Below are 17,671 nucleotides of genomic sequence, written 5' to 3' on the forward strand. Positions count from 1 at the left end.
AACGGAAGGTCGCATGGTTCACGCTTGGCATGTCTGGCAAATCCCGCCAAAAGGGCGCGCGTGAGCCTGAGCCAGACCTTTTTCCGCCTGCCGTTCCAGCCAGCCGCCCTTTCGCGCCTGTTTGTCCGGCCCGTCCAGATCATGATTGCCATCGGCATCGGCCTGGCGGCGGCGGCCCTTTTCGCGCAGATGGAGGGGGAGCGCGGCGTGCCGCCGATCGCCAGCGGCGGCGATTTCGAGGTGCGCGGGGTGAAGGTCGACGTTCAGGCCAAGGACGCCGACAGCGCCCGCTATGCCGGCTGGCGCATGGCGCAGCGGCAGGCATGGCGGATGCTGTGGAGCCGCACGCACGGTTCCGGAGCATCGGGCGGCGGCGCGCCGGCCCTTTCCGATTCGCAGCTGGAGGCGATGATCTCCGGCATCGAGATCGAATATGAACAGGCCGGCCCCAACCGCTATGTCGCGACCCTGGGCATCCTGTTCGACCGCGCGCGCACCGGCCAGTTGCTGGGCGTGTCGGGCAACGTCATGCGGTCGCCGCCGCTGCTGGTGATCCCGGTCCTGTGGGACGGCGGATCGGCCGTCTCCTATGAGCGGACCAATGAATGGCAGAAGGCCTGGGCGCGATACCGCACCGGGGACAGCGCGATAGACTATGTCCGCGTGGCGGGGTCGATCGCCGACCCGATCCTGTTGAACGCCGGTCAGACCGGGCGACGCGGACGCCTCTGGTGGCGTGTGCTGCTCGACCAATATGGCGCGGCCGACGTGGTGATCCCGATCGCGCGGCTCGACCGCGCCTATCCGGGCGGTCCCGTCACCGGCACCTTCACCGCGCGCTACGGCCCCGACAACAGCCTGATCGGCAGCTTTTCGCTGCGCGCCTCCAATGACAGCGGTATCGCCCAGATGCTGGACGAGGGCGCGCGCAGGATCGACGCGCTATATATCCGCGCGCTCAACGACGGCCGCCTGCGCCCCGACCCCTCGCTCATCATCGAGGAGCCGGTCGACCCAGACGCGCTGGCGATCGAGAATGCGGCCGAGGCGCCGATCGAGGCGATCGACCTGCCCATCCAGGCGAGCAGCACGACCAGTGTCGCGATCCAGTTCGACACGCCCGACGTCAGTTCGGTGGGGGCGGGCGAATCGACGGTGCGCGGCATACCCGGCGTCCGGTCGGCCGCGACCAGCAGCCTGGCGCTGGGCGGGACATCGGTGATGCAGGTCAGTTTCGAGGGGACGGTCGAGATGCTGCGCAATGCGTTGCAGGCGCGCGGCTACAGCGTCGCCATGTCCGGCAATACGCTGCGGATCACGCGGCGGCAGGCGCCCCCGCCATCGCAATGAGCCAGATCAGCCTGCCCCTGGAATGGCATGGCGGCGCGGGCGCGGGCGATTTCCTGGTCAGCGACGCCAATCGCCTGGCCGTCGCCCATCTGGAGCGCTGGCGGGAATGGCCGCTGTCGGTGAGTGTGCTGACCGGCCCGCCGCTGTCTGGCCGATCGACGCTGTCGGGCCATTTTGCGCGGATGAGCGGGGGCGAGATCATCGACGACGCGCAGGGGCGGGACGAGCATTATCTGTTCCACGCCTGGAACGAGGCGCAGACCCGGCGCCGCCCCCTGCTGATGGTGGGCGATGCGCCGCCGGCCAGCTGGACCGTGGCGCTGCCGGACCTGCGATCCCGCCTCGCCGCGGCACCGCATGTCGCGATCGAGGAGCCGGACGAAGGGCTGGCCCGCGCGCTGATCTGCCGCGCCTTTGACCTTGCGGGGGCGAGCTATGCTCCCGATCTGCCCGACTGGCTGTTGCGTCGGGTCGAGCATCGCTATGGCGCGATCGCGGAGGTCACGCGGCTGCTCGACCGGGCGGCACTGTCATCCGGCCGTAAGATTTCGGTCGCAATGGCGAAAGAGACCCTGCAATCGGCAGGATTTCTGCCTATAGTCCTGCCTGATCCCTCCACCGACCAGCGCGAGTAATCCGTGGCCGAAGCCGATCCCATCGCCAGCCTGGCCACTGCCAGCGACCGCTATTTCAACCGTGAGCTGTCGTGGCTGGCGTTCAACCAGCGCGTGCTGGAGGAGGCGATGAACCGCGCCCATCCTTTGCTGGAGCGGCTGCGCTTCCTGTCGATCTCCGGCGCGAACCTGGACGAATTCTTTTCCGTCCGGGTCGCCGGGCTCAAAGGCCAGCAATTGCAGGATGTCGACATGTGGTCGGCCGATGGGCTGACCCCGGCGCAGCAGCTGGCGGCCATCACCGACGCCACCGCGACGCTGATGCGCGCCCAGCAGAAGGTGTGGGGCGCGCTCCATGGCGAACTGGCGCAGGTGGGGGTCGAGGTGATCGGCCCGTCCGCAGAGATGGATACGGCCTGCGGCGAATGGCTGCGGGAGCATTTCCTGACGCAGATATTCCCGATCCTGACGCCCCAGGCGCTGGACCCCGCGCACCCCTTTCCCTTCATTCCCAACCAGGGTCTGTCGATCGTCTTCGACCTGCAACGCCTGTCGGACAAGCAGCCGATCCGCGAACTGGTGATGATCCCGTCGTCGCTCGCCCGGTTCGTGCGTATCCCCGGCGAACCGGCGCGCTATATGTCGCTGGAGGCAGTGATCCGCCGCTTCTCCGCCGATCTCTTCCCCGGCTATCGCGTCCGCAACAGCGGCGTGTTCCGCATCATCCGCGACAGCGACATCGAGATCGAGGAAGAGGCGGAGGATCTGGTCCGTTATTTCCGCAGCGCCATCAAGCGCCGGCGTCGTGGCCGGGTGATCCGCATGGAAATCGAGGAGCGGATTCCCGAGCCGGTCGAGGAGATGTTGCAGGACATGCTCCAGGGCCATGAAGCCAGCGTCGTCGAGGTCGAGGGCTTCATCGGAATCGGTGACCTGTCCGGCATCGTCGACGTGGACCGTCCCGACCTCAAGTTCGAACCCTATGCCCCGCGCTTTCCCGAGCGCATCCGCGAATATGGCGGCGACTGTTTTGCCGCGATCCGGGCCAAGGATATCGTCGTCCATCACCCCTATGAGGCGTTCGACGTCGTCATCTCCTTCCTGAAGCAGGCGGCGACCGACCCCGATGTGGTTGCGATCAAGCAGACGCTCTATCGCGCGGGCAAGCAGTCGGCGATCATCCGCGCGCTGATCGACGCGGCGGAGGCGGGCAAGTCGGTGACGGCGGTGGTCGAGCTGAAGGCCCGGTTCGACGAGGAACAGAATCTGATGTGGGCCGACGCGCTGGAACGCGCGGGCGTGCAGGTGGTCTATGGCTTCATCGACTGGAAGACCCATGCCAAGGTGTCGATGGTGGTCCGCCGCGAAGGGGAGCAGTTCCGCACCTACTGCCATTTCGGCACCGGCAATTATCATCCGGTGACCGCGCGCATCTATACCGACCTCAGCTTTTTCACCGCCGATCCGGCCTATGGGCGCGATGCGGCCGCCCTGTTCAACTATATCACCGGCTATGTCGAGCCGCAGCGGCTGGAGAAACTGGTCATGTCGCCCCGCGACCTGCGCAACACGCTGTGCGCCTGCATCGATGCGGAGATCGAGCATGTCCGCGCCGGGCGGCCTGGAACCATCTGGGCCAAGATGAATAGTCTGGTGGACCCGGCGATCATCGAGAAACTCTATGCGGCCAGCAACGCGGGCGTCCAGATCGACCTCATCATCCGCGGCATATGCTGCCTGCGGCCTGGCGTGCCGGGCATGTCGGAGAATATCCGGGTGAAGTCGGTCGTCGGCCGCTTCCTGGAACATAGCCGCATCGCCGTGTTCGGCAACGGCAAGGCGCTGCCCAACAATGGCGCGAAAGTCTATATCAGCTCGGCCGACTGGATGCCGCGCAACTTCGACCGGCGCGTCGAATTTCTGGCGCCGGTGGAAAATGAGACGGTCCATGACCAGATATTGGACCAGGTCATGGTGGCCAATCTGATCGACACCGAACAGAGCTGGTCGCTGGACCGGGACGGCCATTATACGCGGCTGGAGCCGGGCGAAAAGCCGTTCAACCTGCATCGCTATTTCATGACCAACCCGTCGCTGTCCGGGCGCGGTGCCGCGTTCGACAATGAAGCGGTGCCGACCCTGCGCCTGCGCGGGAAAGCCTGACGCCCATGAACTCGATGCTGAGCCGTGTCCGCGCCGTCGCCGAACAGATGGCGACATCGCCCGAACCGGCCCATGCGCGCACCGCCATCATCGACATCGGTTCCAACAGCGTGCGCCTGGTCGTCTATGACGGGCCGCGCCGCATCCCCTTCATCCTGTTCAACGAAAAGGTGATGGCGGGGCTGGGGGCGTCGCTGGCCAGAACCGGCGCGATCGAGCCGGAGGCGATGGATCGCGGCCTGCGGGCGATCGGCCGCTTCGCCCATCTTTGCCGCGCGATGAAGGTGACGGCGATACGCTGCGTCGCCACGGCGGCGGTTCGGGATGCCACCAACGGCGCCGAATTCATCGCCCGCGCCGCGGAGATGGGCCTGACCGTCGAGCTGCTGACCGGCGCGCAGGAAGCGATCGGCGCGGCGATGGGCGTGCTGTCGGGCATTCCCGACGCCGACGGGATCGTCGGCGATCTGGGCGGCGGCAGCCTGGAACTGGCGCGGGTGCGGGGCGGGGTGGTCCAACAGACGATCTCCCTGCCGCTGGGCGTCCTGCGGCTGCCGCAGATACGCGCCAAGGGGCCGCGCGCGCTGGAGCGCACCGTCGCCAAGATGCTGGACAAGGCCGGGTGGAAGCCCGAGCCGGGGCTGCCCTTCTACCTGGTCGGCGGGTCGTGGCGGGCGCTGGCGCGGTTCGACATGCAGCTGACCCATTTCCCGCTGCCCGTGGTCCACCAATATGAGATGACGGCGGCGCGCGCCGAGCAGCTGACCCGGATCGTGTCCCATGTCGACCGGGTGCGGCTGAAGCAGATCCCGGCCATGACCGGATCGCGCGTGCCGACCCTGCCCGACGCGGCGGCCCTTCTGTCGGTGGTGGTCCGGCAGCTCAAGTCCAGCCGCCTCGTCGTGTCGGCCTATGGCCTGCGCGAAGGGCTGCTCTACGAGGATCTGCCGGAGGATATTCGCGCCCATGACCCGCTGCTGGTCGCGGCCGAGGCGGAAGGGGAGGCGCAGGCGCGCTTTCGTGGCCATGGCGACCGCATCGACCGTTGGATCGCGCCGCTCTTTCCCGATGATGACGCCGCCGCCCGGCGCATCCGCCGCGCTGCCTGCCTGCTCGCCGACGTGAGCTGGCGCGCCAACCCGGACTTCCGCGCCGAACGTGGCGTGGAAATCGCGCTGCACAGCAACTGGGTGGGCATAACCGCGGCGGAACGGGCGATGCTGGGGCAGGCGCTGCACAGCCATTTCGGCGGCGGCCTCAACATGCCGCCGGGGATCGACCGCATCGCCAGGCCGGAGGCCGTCCGCCGCGCCGCGCTCTGGGGGCTGGCCATCCGCCTGGCCCAGCGTCTGTCGGGCGGCGTCGAAGGGCCGCTGGCGGTGTCGCATCTTGCGCGGGTGGGCGATCGGATCGACCTGCACATGCGCGGCGAGGACGCCGATCTCTATGGCGAGGCGGTGGAGCGCCGGCTGCGCAACCTGGCGCAGGCGATGGGCGTGAAATATCAACTGCTGGGCGTGTAGGGCAGGCCGATCGGCGGGTTTCGGGGACGGGCAGGGAGCGAGCGCAACGTCTCGATCCGGCGCACGCTTGGCGCCCCACCCCTGAACCCCCATCTTCCCCCGCCCTGCAATTGCCGTTAAGGGCGGCAGATGACTTCCACGCCCGCGCCCATCAGCCGCTCGCTCTTCGTCTTTTCCATCTTCTATGGCGGCATGGTCTGTATTGCGGGCGTGCTGGGGAACAAGCAGGTCGCGCTGGGGCCGCTGTCGGGCATCGGGCCGATGGTCGGGCTGGGGCCGCTGGCGGTGGAGGCGGGGATCTTCGCCTTCCTGCTGCTCGTCACCATTTCCAGCGCGGTCGCCGAACTCCATGGCCGCGCCGTCGCCAGCCGGCTGGTGCAGATCGGCTTCCTGCCGCTGATCGCGTCGATCTTGCTGTCGATCGTCGTGCTGGCCGCACCGGCCGCGGGGGACATGGACCCCAAGCGTGCCGAAGCCTTCGCGATGATGATGGGCGGCACGCCGCGCATCTGGCTGGGCGGGATCATCGCCTATGGCATTTCACAGACGCTGAACGTCACCCTGTTCGCGGCGCTCAAGGGGCAGGAGGGTAGCCAACTGCTGTGGCTGCGCGCGGCCGCGGCCAGCATATTGTCGCAGATCGTCGACACCCTGCTGTTCGTCACCATCGCTTTCTATGGCGTGTTTCCGATCGGCGAACTGCTGCTGGGCCAGATGATGGCCAAGGTGCTGTTGTCCGCCCTGCTGGTGCCGCCGGTCATCTATCTGCTGGTCGGGCTGGGGCGGCGGCTGGATCGCTGAGCGCGCCAGGGCGACAGCGAACTGGACAGCTGGTTCGACATGGCGCCTTTTCATTGCTTAGCTAACTAATTTTAGAGTGTCGCCGGCGTTGTAACGGGGGGCGGGACTTCCGCCTTCCTGCCGAAAAATACGTGCCTTGCGCGCTCCGCTTCCCGACCGCGCGCGAAGCGGACGGCGTGGGCCGCCAGCCTCGCGCGGGGCGGCGGCGGCGCGCAAAACTTGCGATGCGGGGCATATGGTCTTATGCGCGCGCGCATGAACAGCAAGCACGCGCCCGATCCGGCCCTCCTCGCCAAGGCCGAAACCCTCGTCGAAGCCCTGCCCTACATGCAGCGCTATGCGGGCAAGACCTTCGTCGTCAAATATGGCGGCCACGCCATGGGCGACCCCGAAGCCGCCCGCGATTTCGCCGAGGATGTCGTGCTGATGAAGGCGGTCGGCATCAATGTCGTCGTCGTCCATGGCGGCGGGCCGCAGATCGGCGCGATGCTGAAGAAGCTGGGCGTCGAATCGCAGTTCGTCGGCGGCCTGCGCGTGACGGACGCGGAAACCGCCAAGATCGCCGAAATGGTGCTGGCAGGGTCCATCAACAAGGAAATCGTCGGCTGGATCGCCGGCGCGGGCGGCCGCGCGGTCGGCATTTCGGGCAAGGACGGCGGGCTGGTCGTCTGCGAGAAGGTGCTGGGCAAGCGGGAGGCGGACCCCAATTCGGGCATCGAGCGCAATGTCGACCTGGGTTTCGTCGGCGATCCCGTCTCGGTCGACCGCTCGATCCTCGACACGCTGGCGCAGAACGGCATCATCCCGGTCGTCGCGCCGGTGGGCATCGGCACCGACGGCCATACCTATAATGTCAATGCCGATACCATGGCCGGCGCGATCGCGGCGGAACTGAAGGCCGCGCGCTTCTTCCTGCTGACCGATGTCGCGGGCGTGCTCGACAAGCAGGGCCAGTTGCTGACCGACCTCGACCCCGCCGCCATCCATGTGCTGGAAGAGGATGGCACGATCAGCGGCGGCATGATCCCCAAGCTGGAAACCTGCGTCCGCGCGGTCGAGGGCGGGGTGGACGCCGCGGTCATCCTGGACGGGCGGGTACCGCACGCGATGCTGCTGGAAATCTTCACCGATCGCGGCGCGGGCACGCTGGTGCGGAAGTAGGTGCCGTCATGACGCTCACCACATTTCTCGTGCCGACCTATGTGCAGATGTTGAAGACGCTGTCGGGTTGGCTGGACAAGGCGCAGGCGCAATGTTCTGCCGCCGATGCGGAGGCTTTGCTGTCGGCGCGGCTGGCGCCCGACATGTTTCCACTGTCCACGCAGATCCGCTTTGCCTGCGTGCAGGCGTGGGAAGCGGTGTGTCGATTGCAGGGCGAGCCGTTTCCGGCATCTCTGGACGCGCTGTTGAACGAAGGGCGCGACGCGGGGGAACGCCCCGGTTCGATCGTCGACGCCAAGGCCCGGATCGCCGAAACCGTCGCCCTGCTGGAAGGACTGCCGACCGACGCGTTGGACATGGATGCCAGTGCGGCGATCGCGCACGCGCTGCCCAACGGCATGGTTCTGGACCTGACGGCCGAACAATATGCGCGGGACTGGACGCTGCCCCAATTCTACTTCCACCTCATGACGGCCTACGCGATCTTGCGGGCGCAGGGGGTGGCGCTGGGGAAAGCCGACTATGTAACACATATGTTGGGCCATGTCCGGCCCGGCACGCTTCCCGCAGCCTGATAGCCGCAAGCGGGGGTGGCCCGGCCCCGGCGGCAGAATTTGTCCTGTCGTTGGTGGATTTTGCGTCGCACCATTGTTGCGACACGCTAGGCTTGTGGCGAGGTGGCTGCCTCGGCTAGAGCGGCGTCCAAGCATCCTACGGAGACCTGTGTGTCCTACGCCCTCTATCAGATCATCGTCATCCTTCTGGATGTGCTGTGGTGGATCATCATCATCCAGGCGATCATGAGCTGGCTGATCGCCTTCAATGTCGTCAACATGGGCAATGATTTCGTCCGCACCGTCATGGTCGCGCTCGACCGGATGACCGCGCCCATCTATAACCCCATCCGCCGGGTGATGCCGGACCTCGGCGCGCTCGACCTGTCGCCGATGGTCGTGCTGCTCGCCATCCTCATCATCCGCCAGGCCATATTGCCGCCGCTCTTCGGAATGGTGTGACCGTCTGGACGCAGGCCGGCAACGACCTGCTGCTGAGCGTCCGGCTGACCCCCGGAGCGGCGAAGGATGACTTGGGCGGCGGCTGGACCGACGCGCACGGCGCGCGCTGGCTGTCGGCCCGCGTGCGCGCGGTACCGGAAAAGGGCAGGGCCAATGGCGCGTTGATTGCCCTGCTGTCGAAACGGCTGGATTGGCCCAAAGGGGCGATTTTGCTGGAATCGGGCGACACCAACCGGCTAAAGCGGCTGAGGATCATCGGCGGAGGACGCGCGTCGGCGCGCCTCGTCGCCCTTATCGATACATGGGTAGAAAAGACATGACCATCGGCAAGCTCATTGACGGCAAGGCCTTCGCGGCGGGACTGCGCGACAAGATTGCCAGCGGCGTCACGGACTTCACCGAACGGACCGGCCGCAAGCCGGGCCTGGCGGTCGTGCTGGTCGGCGAAGACCCGGCAAGCAGCGTCTATGTCCGCTCCAAGGGCAAGATGACCGTCGCGGTCGGCATGGAGAGCTTCGAGTTCAAGCGCCCCGACAGCATCGGCGAGGACGACCTGCTCGACCTGATCGAGGAGCTGAACCATGATGAGCGGGTCGATGGCATCCTGGTCCAGCTGCCGCTGCCCCGGCATATAGACGAGGCCGCGGTGATCGGCGCGATCGACCCGGCCAAGGATGTGGACGGCTTCCATGTCGTCAATGCAGGACGGCTGGCGACCGGGCAGGAGGCGCTGGTGCCCTGCACGCCGATGGGCTGCATCATGTTGCTGAAGGATGAGCTGGGCGACCTCAGCGGCATGGAGGCGGTGGTCGTCGGCCGCTCCAACATCGTCGGCAAGCCGATGGCGCAGCTGCTGCTGGCGGAAAACTGCACCGTCACCATCGCGCACAGCCGCACCCATGACCTGGCGAGCGTCGTCCATCGCGCCGACATCGTCGTCGCCGCCGTCGGCCGCGCGGAAATGGTCAAGGGCGAATGGATCAAGCCCGGTGCGACCGTGATCGACGTCGGCATCAATCGCGTCGCCGATACCGAGGAAGAGGGCAGGAGCCGCATTGTCGGCGACGTCGCCACCGCCGAGGCGCTGGCCCATGTCCGCGCCATCACCCCGGTGCCCGGCGGGGTCGGCCCGATGACGATCGCGGTGCTGCTGCGCAACACGCTGGTCGCCGCCCATGCCCGCGCCGGACTCGCGAAGCCGGAGGGGCTGTGAAGGGGCGGCTGGCGCTCCTGACCGCCAGCCTCTTCGCGCTGGTCGCCGCGAAACCCCCGATGCGCTTCCAGCCCGATCCCAGTTCGGTGATCGCGGCGGAAATCGCCTTCAACCGGCTGGCGCAGGAAAAGGGGCAATGGACCGCCTTCCGCGCGACGGCGGCCGACGACGCTGTGATGTTCGTGCCGCAGAAGGTGCTGGCCAGGGACTGGCTGAAGACGCAGGCCGACCCGCCCGCATCGGTGAGCTGGGCGCCGTCCATCGTCCATGTCTCCTGTGACGGCAATCTGGCCGCCAGCACCGGCAACTGGACGCGGCCGGACGGATCGGCCGGCTATTTCACGACGATCTGGCGGCGCGACAGGAAGGGGCGCTGGCAGTGGATTCTCGATCATGGCGACCGGCTGGCCGCGCCCCGCCCCGTGCCCGAGTTCCTGACGGGCAAGGTCGCCACCTGCAAGCGCGGCGCCCGCCCGGACGGACCGCCGCCGGGCGCAAAGCCGGGGAAGGGGAGCGACATGCCGCCGCCGCCCGACGAGAGCCTGGTCTGGAGCGCCGATGTCGCGCCCGACCTGAGCCGCCGCGTCACGGTGAAGATGTGGACCGGCGAAACCTATGAAACCGTGATCGACGACAGGGTGCAGGCGAGCGGAGTGGCCGGATCATGATCGCACTTTTCCTTTCCGCCTTCGTCACCCTGTTCGTGGTGATCGACCCGCCGGGCTGCGCTCCCATCTATGCCAGCCTGACCGCCGGCGCGAGCCAGGCGCAGCGCCGCGCGATGGCGATCCGCGCGGTCGGCATCGCGGCGGCGATCCTGCTGGTCTTTGCGCTGTGGGGCAAGCAGCTGCTGGGCGTGCTGGGCATCGCGCTCGACAGTTTCCGAATCGCGGGCGGCATCATGCTGTTCATCATCGCGATGGACATGGTGTTCGAAAAGCGCACCCAGCGGCGCGAGGACCGGGCGCAGAAGCTGAACGCCGAAGAGCCGCATGTCGAGGATGTGTCGGTCTTTCCCATGGCAATGCCGATGATCGCCGGGCCGGGATCGATCGCCACGGTCATGCTGCTGATGTCGCGCGCCAATGGCATCGCCGAACGCGGCGTCGTGCTGGGCGCGGTGGTGTTGACGCTGGCTTTGATGCTGGGATCGCTGCTGGCGGCTGGGCCGCTGATGGCGCTGCTGGGGCGGAAGATCGAGGCGGTCATCACGCGGCTGCTGGGCGTTCTGCTGGCGGCGCTGGCGGCGCAGTTTGTGATCGACGGGATCAAGGCGAGCTTCTAGGCGGCGCGGGGCGCCGGGCCTGGAGACGGGGAACCGGGGCGTGGACGGGGACAGGGGTGGCTTCGCATTCCGCCGCGCCGATTGACGCGGCGCAGCATCGCGGTCAGTTACGGGGCGAGAGAGGCAGGGTAGATGCGAATCGTCATCATCGACGACAGCGGGCTTCGCGCGACCGTCCTGGAGGAGGGGCTGCGCGAGGCGGGCTATGACGATATCCACATCGTCCCGCCGCGTGGCGCCTTCGTCGCGCGGCTGGAGCGCATGGCGCCCGACGTGGTGCTGATGGACCTGGGCAGCCCCAGCCGCGACACGCTGGAGGAGATGCTGACCGTCAGCCGCGCGCTCGCCCGGCCGATCGCCATGTTCGTCGACCAGTCGGACGACAGCATGATCGGCGCGGCGATCGACGCGGGCGTGTCTGCCTATGTCGTCGACGGCCTGCGCAAGGAGCGGGTGAAGCCGGTGCTGGAACTGGCGGTGCGGCGCTTCAACGCCTTCGCCAAGATCCAGACCGAGCTGGACGAGGCCCGCACCGCGCTCAGCGACCGCAAGATCATCGACCGCGCCAAGTCGATCCTGATGAACCAGCGCGGCCTTTCCGAACAGGATGCCTATGCGCTGCTGCGGTCGAGCGCGATGAACCAGGGCAAGAAGATCGTGGACGTGGCGCAGGCGCTGATCACCGCCAGCGACCTGCTGGGAGGAGGGCTATGACGACCGAACTGAAGATCGCCTTCCTGCCGCTGACCGACGCCGCTGTCCTGATCGCAGCGCGCGAGCAGGGCTTTGCCGAGGCGGAGGGGCTGGCGCTCCAGCTGGTGCGGACGACCAGCTGGGCGACGCTGCGCGACCGGCTGGTGTTCGGGCAGGTCCATGCCGCGCACATGCTGGCGCCGCTGGCGGTCGCCGTGACGCTGGGCCTCAGCCAGCAGGCCGCGCCGCTGGCCGCGCCCTACAAGCTGAACGTCAACGGCAACATGCTGGTGATGGCGACCGATTTCGCCAAGGCGCTGGAGCCGGACGTCGCCGCGCGGCTGGCCGACCCGCTGGGCACCGCGCATGATTTCGCCGCCGCGATCGGCCTGTGGCGGCGCAAGCCGGTGATCGGCGTCGTCCATCGCTTTTCCAGTCATGCGATCATGCTGCGCTACTGGCTGGCGAGCGCGGGGGTCGACCCGGACAAGGATGTGGTGCTGCGCGTGCTGCCGCCGTCGCTGACGGTGGAGGCGATGCGTGCGGGCGAGATTGACGGCTTCATCGCGGGCGAGCCATGGGGCAGCGCGGCGGTGGAGGCGGGGCTGGCGGAGACGGCGGCGATCGGCGAGCGCATCTGGCGGCGCGGCGTGGAGAAGGTGCTGGCCTTCCGCGAGCCCTGGCTGGAGGAAAATCCCGATACTGTCGACCGGCTGCTGCGCGCGCTGGCGCGGGCGGCGGCCTGGTGCGACGATCCGGCGAACCATGCGGCGCTGGCCGAGCTGATGGCGGCGGCGCGCTATGTCGACCAGCCCGCCGAGCTGATCCTGCGCGCGCTGGGCGGCCGGATCGTCGCGCGGGCGGGCGAGCCGGCGATCGCCAATCCTGATTTCATGCTGTTCAGCCGCGAAGCGACGCCCTTTCCGTGGCGCAGCCAGGCGCTGTGGATCTATTCGCAGCTGGTGCGCTGGAACATGGTGGCGCATGACGCCGCGACCGCGGCGAAGGCCGGGGCGGTGTTCCGTCCGGACATTTTCCGCCGTGCGCTGGCGGACAGCGACATGCCGATGCCCGGTGCCAGCATGAAGCTGGAAGGGGCGGTCGACCTGCCCTTGGCGGTGGGATCGCGCCGGGGCGAACTGACCCTGGGGCCGGACCGGTTTTTCGACGGGCGGGTGTTCGATCCGGAAAAGATCGACGATTTCCTGGCGGGGTTCGCGCAGCCGCGCTGAGCGGCCTTGATTTTTGTGCCTTGCAACATGGCGCGAATCGCGAGATACTATCGGAGTCGCGCGATGAAGCGCACGTAAATCGGATGCGCCGTCCCAAGGTGGGGATCGCGTTTCCTCACCAGATTTTACAGCAAAGCCGCTGACCGGGCTCACCCCATGGTGATGTCCGGCCTGCGGCTTTTTTCATGTCCATTCGCTTTAATTGGGGACGTAGCATGGCAACCGCTTATTGGGATCGCGAGGAAGAGGGCCGGGCGCCCGCGCCCGCGACGAGCTTCTGGAAGGCCGGCCACACGCCGACGCTGATCGCCGCCTTTCTCTATTTCGACCTCGCCTTCATGGTGTGGGTGCTGCTGGGTCCGCTGGCGCCGATGATTTCCAAGACGCTGGCCCTGACCCCCGCCGAAAAGGGGCTGATGGTCGCGACGCCGACGCTGGCCGGCGCGCTGCTGCGCGTGGTCAACGGCCTGCTGGTCGACCGCATCGGCCCGAAAATGTCGGGCGCCATCAGCCAGGTGATCGTGATCGCCGGGCTGTTCACCGCCTGGATGGCGGGGATCGACAGCTTCGCCGGCACGCTGGCGCTGGGCGTGATCCTGGGCTTTGCCGGGGCGAGCTTCGCGATCGCGCTGCCGCTCGCCAGCCGCTGGTATCCGGCCGAACATCAGGGCAAGGCGATGGGTCTGGCCGGCATGGGCAATTCGGGCACGGTGCTCGCATCGCTGTTCGCGCCGGGGCTGGCCAAGCTGTTCGGCTGGAATTCGGTGCTGGGCCTGGCCTGCATCCCGCTGACGATCGTGTTCATCGCCTATATGGTGATGGCGAAGGACGCGCCCAACGCGCCCGCGCCCAAGAAGCTGGTCGATTATTTCGCGCCCCTGAAGCAGGCCGATGCCTGGTGGCTGATGGCCTTCTACGCGGTGACCTTCGGCGGTTTCGTGGGCCTCGCCGCCAGCCTGCCGATCTACTTCACCGACCAGTTCGGCCTGACCCCGGTGGTCGCGGGATATTGCACCGCAGGATGCGTGTTCGCCGGGTCGCTGGTGCGGCCGATGGGCGGCGCGCTGGCCGACCGGATCGGCGGCGTCAAGGCGCTGATGATGGTCTATGTCGTCGCCGCGCTGGCGCTGGCGGGTGTCGCCTATTCGACCACGCTGGTCGGTGCGCTCGGCCTGTTCGTGATGGCGATGCTGGCGTTGGGCACCGGCAATGGCTCGGTCTTCCAGCTCGTGCCGCAGCGCTTCCAGGCGGAAATCGGCATCATGACCGGCCTGGTCGGCATGGCGGGCGGCATTGGCGGCTTCTACCTGGCCAGTTCGCTGGGCATCGCCAAGCAGTTCACGGGCAGCTTCGCGCCGGGCTTCCTGATCTTTGCCGGCCTTGCGATCCTGGCCTTTGCGGGCGTCGCGCTGGTCAAGACCAAGTGGCGTGCGACCTGGAATACCGGCGCGCGCATCTGAGTTGGAGAGGAGGGCGGCGGCCGTTACGGACCGCCGCCCCAGCTTTTTCGCCAGCGCGGCGTGGAATCGCTTGAGCTGGCCGACGATTCGCTTTATGTTGCAGTGCAAAGGACGAGGTTGTCCTTCCTACCATAGCCGCACTGGTCCAGGGACGGATCAGCAAGGCGCAAATGATGGCAAGGCCGCCATCCAGACTTTCGGTTTTCGAACCGGGGGTCCGGATGGCGGCCTTTTTGTTTTTTCTTTTCCGGAGACGCAGGGATGGAGTTTCAGGTCAAGGACGAGGATCGGACGGAGGCGCAGGACGACATCCTGGTGCCGTTCGAGGATGTCCGTGAACATTTGGTGGTCGTGGGCAACGGCATGGCCGGTTGCCGGGCGGTCGAGGAACTGCTGGCGCGGGATGCGGGACGCTACCGCGTCACCATCTTCGGCGCAGAGCCTTATGTGAACTATAACCGCATCATGCTCTCGCCGGTGCTGGCCGGCGAAAAGAGCTTCGACGACATCATCATCAACACGCGCGAATGGTATGCCGACAATGGCATAGAGCTGATCGCGGGTGATCCGGTTACGGCGATCGACCGCACCGCCAAGACCGTCACGAGCCACTCGGGTCGCACCATGGGCTATGACAAGCTGCTGATCGCCACCGGCTCCGATCCCTTCATCATCCCGGTTCCGGGCAAGGATCTGCCCGGCGTCATCAGCTTCCGCGACATGAAGGATGTCGACACCATGCTTGCCGCCGCCGATGCGGGCGGGGACGCGGTCGTGATCGGCGGCGGCCTTCTGGGCCTGGAAGCCGCGCATGGCCTGACCCTGCGCGGCATGAAGGTGACGGTCATCCACCTGATGGACACGCTGATGGAGCGGCAGCTCGACGAGGCCGCCGGCTGGCTGCTCAAGAGCGCGCTGGAGGCACGCGGCCAGACCATCCTGACCGGCGCCAACACCGAAGCCATCTATGGCGACGGCAAGGTCGAGGGCGTCCGGCTGAAGGACGGGCGCGAGATTCCGGCGAGCCTGGTCGTCATGGCGGTGGGCATCCGCCCGTCGACGGCGCTGGCCCGCGAAGCGGGGCTGGAGGTCAATCGCGGCATCAAGGTCGACGATCACATGGTCACGAGCGACCCCGACGTGCTGGCGGTCGGCGAGTGTGTCGAGCATGACGGCAATGTCTACGGCCTCGTCGCGCCGCTCTGGGACATGTGCCGCAGCCTCGCCGACGGTCTGACCGACCAGCACACGGGCTACAAGGGTTCGGTCACCTCGACCAAGCTCAAGGTCGCCGGGCTGGACGTTTTCTCCGCCGGTGACTTCTCCGGTGGCGAAGGTTGCGAGGATATCGTCCTGCGCGATGCGTCGCGCGGCGTCTACAAGCGCGTCGTGGTCAAGGAAGACCGGATCGTCGGCGCGGTGCTCTATGGCGACACGGCGGACGGCGGCTGGTATTTCGACCTGCTGAAGCGCGAAGAGGATGTCAGCGACATTCGCGACCTGTTGATCTTCGGCCAGGCCTTCGCCTCGGGAGGGGGCGCGCTGGACCCTAAGGCGGCCGTTGCGGCGCTCTCGGACGATGCCGAGATCTGCGGCTGCAACGGCGTCAGCAAGGGCCAGGTCGTCGCCTGCATCGAAGCGGGCAATTGCTCGCTCGACGCGGTTCGCGCCGGGTGCAAGGCGTCGGCCAGCTGCGGCAGCTGCACCGGTCTGGTCGAGAATCTGCTTAGCGTGGTGCTGGGCGACGAGGTGAAGTCCGGCCCCAAGACGATGTGCAAATGCACCAGCTTCACCCATGACGATGTCCGTCGCGAGATCGTGGCGCAAAATATGCGCTCGATCCCGGAGGTGATGCAGTTGCTGCACTGGTCGACCCCGGACGGCTGTTCCTCCTGCCGCCCTGCGCTCAACTATTATCTGCTCTGCGCGCTGCCGGGCGAATATCAGGACGATCAGCAGAGCCGCTTCGTCAATGAGCGGATGCACGCCAATATCCAGAAGGACGGCACCTACTCGGTCGTCCCGCGCATGTGGGGCGGCCTCACCAACCCGCGCGAGCTGCGCGCGATCGCGGACGTGGTCGAGAAATATGACGCCCCGATGGTGAAAGTCACCGGCGGCCAGCGCCTCGACATTTTCGGCATCAAAAAGGAAGACCTGCCCGCCGTCTGGGCCGACCTCAATGCCGCGGGCATGGTGTCGGGCCATGCCTATGGCAAGTCGCTGCGCACGGTGAAGACCTGCGTCGGGTCCGAATGGTGCCGCTTCGGCACGCAGGATTCGACCGGCCTTGGCGTCAAGATCGAGCGGATGACCTGGGGGTCGTGGATGCCCCACAAGTTCAAGATCGCGGCATCGGGCTGCCCCCGCAACTGCGCGGAGGCGACGATCAAGGATTTCGGCGTGGTGTGCGTCGACTCGGGCTATGAACTGCATGTCGGGGGCAATGGCGGCATCCATGTCCGCGCCACCGACCTGCTCTGCAAGGTCGCGACCGAGCAGGAGGCGCTCGATTATTGCGCCGCCTTCATCCAGCTCTATCGCGAGGAAGCGCGCTATCTGGAGCGCACCGCGCCCTGGATCGAGCGGGTCGGCGTCGACTATATCAAGAGCCGGATCGTCGAGGACGAGGCAGGCCGGGAAGCACTGCGCGCCCGCTTCCTCTATTCGCAAAGCTTCAGCCAGGACGATCCCTGGGCCGAGCGTGCCGCCGGCCAACATGCCGAGCTGCATCAGCATCTCCAGCCCATCTCCATCGCAGCGGAGTGAACGACATGACCGACTGGATCGACATCGGAACGCTGGCCGACATTCCCCAGCGCGGCGCCCGCACGGTGCAGATCGAAGGGCAGAAGGAAATCGCCGTTTTCCGCACCGGCGACGACCAGATCTTCGCGCTGGTCAACGAATGCCCGCACAAGAAGGGGCCGCTGAGCCAGGGCATCGTCCACGGCCACAGCGTCGCCTGCCCGCTGCACAACTGGAACATCGCGCTCAAGACCGGCGAGGCGCAGGGCGCGGACGAGGGCTGCACCCCGACCATCGCGGTCAGGCAGGATGGCGACCGCATCCTCATCGCTCGGCCCGCCGCGCTGAAGGCGGCGGCATGAGCTTTCGGTCCCTGTCGCTGGCGGCAGGGGCCGGGGTGGAGGATGGGTGC

At 67.1% G+C, this 17,671-nt stretch carries 17 protein-coding genes; all 17 read left to right on the top strand.

Translation table 11 applies throughout. The annotated features are described in order from the left end of the window. Positions 1 to 60 precede the first annotated feature (60 nt). Entirely contained in the window at positions 61 to 1,350 is a 1,290-nt protein-coding gene (locus K3M67_RS01130; protein ID WP_285832047.1) for a heavy-metal-associated domain-containing protein, read from the top strand. Further along, on the top strand, positions 1,347 to 1,985 hold the full coding sequence (locus tag K3M67_RS01135) for a P-loop NTPase family protein (RefSeq protein WP_066863950.1): 639 nt from the start codon (positions 1,347 to 1,349) through the stop codon (positions 1,983 to 1,985). Before K3M67_RS01130 ends, K3M67_RS01135 begins: the two co-directional genes overlap by 4 nt. A gap of 3 nt (positions 1,986 to 1,988) precedes the next feature. Further along, positions 1,989 to 4,127: an RNA degradosome polyphosphate kinase gene (locus K3M67_RS01140; protein ID WP_066863947.1), complete on the top strand. Its 2,139-nt coding sequence runs from the start codon at positions 1,989 to 1,991 to the stop codon at positions 4,125 to 4,127. Between the two features lie 5 nt (positions 4,128 to 4,132). Then, complete coding sequence (locus K3M67_RS01145) at positions 4,133 to 5,650, top strand: Ppx/GppA family phosphatase (protein ID WP_066863944.1); 1,518 nt, start codon at positions 4,133 to 4,135, stop codon at positions 5,648 to 5,650. Positions 5,651 to 5,779: 129 nt separating this feature from the next. Next, positions 5,780 to 6,451: a queuosine precursor transporter gene (locus tag K3M67_RS01150; RefSeq protein ID WP_066863941.1), complete on the top strand. Its 672-nt coding sequence runs from the start codon at positions 5,780 to 5,782 to the stop codon at positions 6,449 to 6,451. A 243-nt stretch (positions 6,452 to 6,694) separates the two neighbouring features. Then, positions 6,695 to 7,612, top strand: coding sequence for an acetylglutamate kinase (gene argB, locus K3M67_RS01155; RefSeq protein ID WP_066863938.1), 918 nt, complete (start codon positions 6,695 to 6,697; stop codon positions 7,610 to 7,612). A gap of 8 nt (positions 7,613 to 7,620) precedes the next feature. Further along, positions 7,621 to 8,187, top strand: coding sequence for a DUF1993 domain-containing protein (locus tag K3M67_RS01160; protein ID WP_066863935.1), 567 nt, complete (start codon positions 7,621 to 7,623; stop codon positions 8,185 to 8,187). A 150-nt stretch (positions 8,188 to 8,337) separates the two neighbouring features. Beyond that, positions 8,338 to 8,628 carry a YggT family protein gene (locus tag K3M67_RS01165; protein ID WP_066863932.1) on the top strand — a complete coding sequence of 97 codons (291 nt, stop codon included), beginning with the start codon at positions 8,338 to 8,340 and terminating at the stop codon, positions 8,626 to 8,628. Beyond that, complete coding sequence (locus K3M67_RS01170; RefSeq protein WP_066863928.1) at positions 8,625 to 8,948, top strand: DUF167 domain-containing protein; 324 nt, start codon at positions 8,625 to 8,627, stop codon at positions 8,946 to 8,948. Before K3M67_RS01165 ends, K3M67_RS01170 begins: the two co-directional genes overlap by 4 nt. Then, on the top strand, positions 8,945 to 9,841 hold the full coding sequence (gene folD / locus K3M67_RS01175) for a bifunctional methylenetetrahydrofolate dehydrogenase/methenyltetrahydrofolate cyclohydrolase FolD (RefSeq protein ID WP_066863925.1): 897 nt from the start codon (positions 8,945 to 8,947) through the stop codon (positions 9,839 to 9,841). Before K3M67_RS01170 ends, folD begins: the two co-directional genes overlap by 4 nt. Then, positions 9,838 to 10,509 (top strand): YybH family protein, encoded by a 672-nt coding sequence (locus K3M67_RS01180; RefSeq protein WP_285832048.1) that lies wholly within the window; start codon positions 9,838 to 9,840, stop codon positions 10,507 to 10,509. Before folD ends, K3M67_RS01180 begins: the two co-directional genes overlap by 4 nt. Further along, positions 10,506 to 11,126 carry a MarC family protein gene (locus tag K3M67_RS01185; protein WP_066863920.1) on the top strand — a complete coding sequence of 207 codons (621 nt, stop codon included), beginning with the start codon at positions 10,506 to 10,508 and terminating at the stop codon, positions 11,124 to 11,126. The genes K3M67_RS01180 and K3M67_RS01185 overlap by 4 nt, the downstream gene beginning before the upstream one ends. Positions 11,127 to 11,258: 132 nt before the next feature. After that, a complete protein-coding gene (locus K3M67_RS01190) occupies positions 11,259 to 11,840 on the top strand; it encodes an ANTAR domain-containing response regulator (RefSeq protein WP_066863917.1) in 582 nt (193 codons plus the stop codon). Continuing rightward, on the top strand, positions 11,837 to 13,051 hold the full coding sequence (locus K3M67_RS01195; RefSeq protein ID WP_285832049.1) for an ABC transporter substrate-binding protein: 1,215 nt from the start codon (positions 11,837 to 11,839) through the stop codon (positions 13,049 to 13,051). Before K3M67_RS01190 ends, K3M67_RS01195 begins: the two co-directional genes overlap by 4 nt. Before the next feature lie 215 nt (positions 13,052 to 13,266). Next, a complete protein-coding gene (locus K3M67_RS01200; protein WP_066863911.1) occupies positions 13,267 to 14,511 on the top strand; it encodes a nitrate/nitrite transporter in 1,245 nt (414 codons plus the stop codon). A gap of 261 nt (positions 14,512 to 14,772) precedes the next feature. Further along, positions 14,773 to 17,280 (top strand): nitrite reductase large subunit NirB, encoded by a 2,508-nt coding sequence (gene nirB / locus K3M67_RS01205; RefSeq protein ID WP_285832050.1) that lies wholly within the window; start codon positions 14,773 to 14,775, stop codon positions 17,278 to 17,280. A gap of 5 nt (positions 17,281 to 17,285) precedes the next feature. Continuing rightward, positions 17,286 to 17,621 carry a nitrite reductase small subunit NirD gene (nirD, locus tag K3M67_RS01210; protein ID WP_066865199.1) on the top strand — a complete coding sequence of 112 codons (336 nt, stop codon included), beginning with the start codon at positions 17,286 to 17,288 and terminating at the stop codon, positions 17,619 to 17,621. The last annotated feature ends 50 nt before the right edge of the window (positions 17,622 to 17,671 follow it).

Source organism: Sphingobium sp. V4, assembly GCF_029590555.1.
In the GTDB taxonomy this organism is placed as follows: Bacteria; Pseudomonadota; Alphaproteobacteria; order Sphingomonadales; family Sphingomonadaceae; genus Sphingobium.

What these genes read in the sequence shown, in the direction of transcription:
- K3M67_RS01135 (WP_066863950.1), top strand. Translation starts at nt 1,347, where the DNA reads ATGAGCCAGATCAGCCTGCCCCTGGAATGGCATGGCGGCGCGGGCGCG.
- K3M67_RS01145 (WP_066863944.1), top strand. Translation starts at nt 4,133, where the DNA reads ATGAACTCGATGCTGAGCCGTGTCCGCGCCGTCGCCGAACAGATGGCG.
- K3M67_RS01150 (WP_066863941.1), top strand. Translation starts at nt 5,780, where the DNA reads ATGACTTCCACGCCCGCGCCCATCAGCCGCTCGCTCTTCGTCTTTTCC.
- argB (WP_066863938.1), top strand. Translation starts at nt 6,695, where the DNA reads ATGCGCGCGCGCATGAACAGCAAGCACGCGCCCGATCCGGCCCTCCTC.
- K3M67_RS01160 (WP_066863935.1), top strand. Translation starts at nt 7,621, where the DNA reads ATGACGCTCACCACATTTCTCGTGCCGACCTATGTGCAGATGTTGAAG.
- folD (WP_066863925.1), top strand. Translation starts at nt 8,945, where the DNA reads ATGACCATCGGCAAGCTCATTGACGGCAAGGCCTTCGCGGCGGGACTG.
- K3M67_RS01185 (WP_066863920.1), top strand. Translation starts at nt 10,506, where the DNA reads ATGATCGCACTTTTCCTTTCCGCCTTCGTCACCCTGTTCGTGGTGATC.
- K3M67_RS01190 (WP_066863917.1), top strand. Translation starts at nt 11,259, where the DNA reads ATGCGAATCGTCATCATCGACGACAGCGGGCTTCGCGCGACCGTCCTG.
- K3M67_RS01195 (WP_285832049.1), top strand. Translation starts at nt 11,837, where the DNA reads ATGACGACCGAACTGAAGATCGCCTTCCTGCCGCTGACCGACGCCGCT.
- K3M67_RS01200 (WP_066863911.1), top strand. Translation starts at nt 13,267, where the DNA reads ATGGCAACCGCTTATTGGGATCGCGAGGAAGAGGGCCGGGCGCCCGCG.
- nirB (WP_285832050.1), top strand. Translation starts at nt 14,773, where the DNA reads ATGGAGTTTCAGGTCAAGGACGAGGATCGGACGGAGGCGCAGGACGAC.
- nirD (WP_066865199.1), top strand. Translation starts at nt 17,286, where the DNA reads ATGACCGACTGGATCGACATCGGAACGCTGGCCGACATTCCCCAGCGC.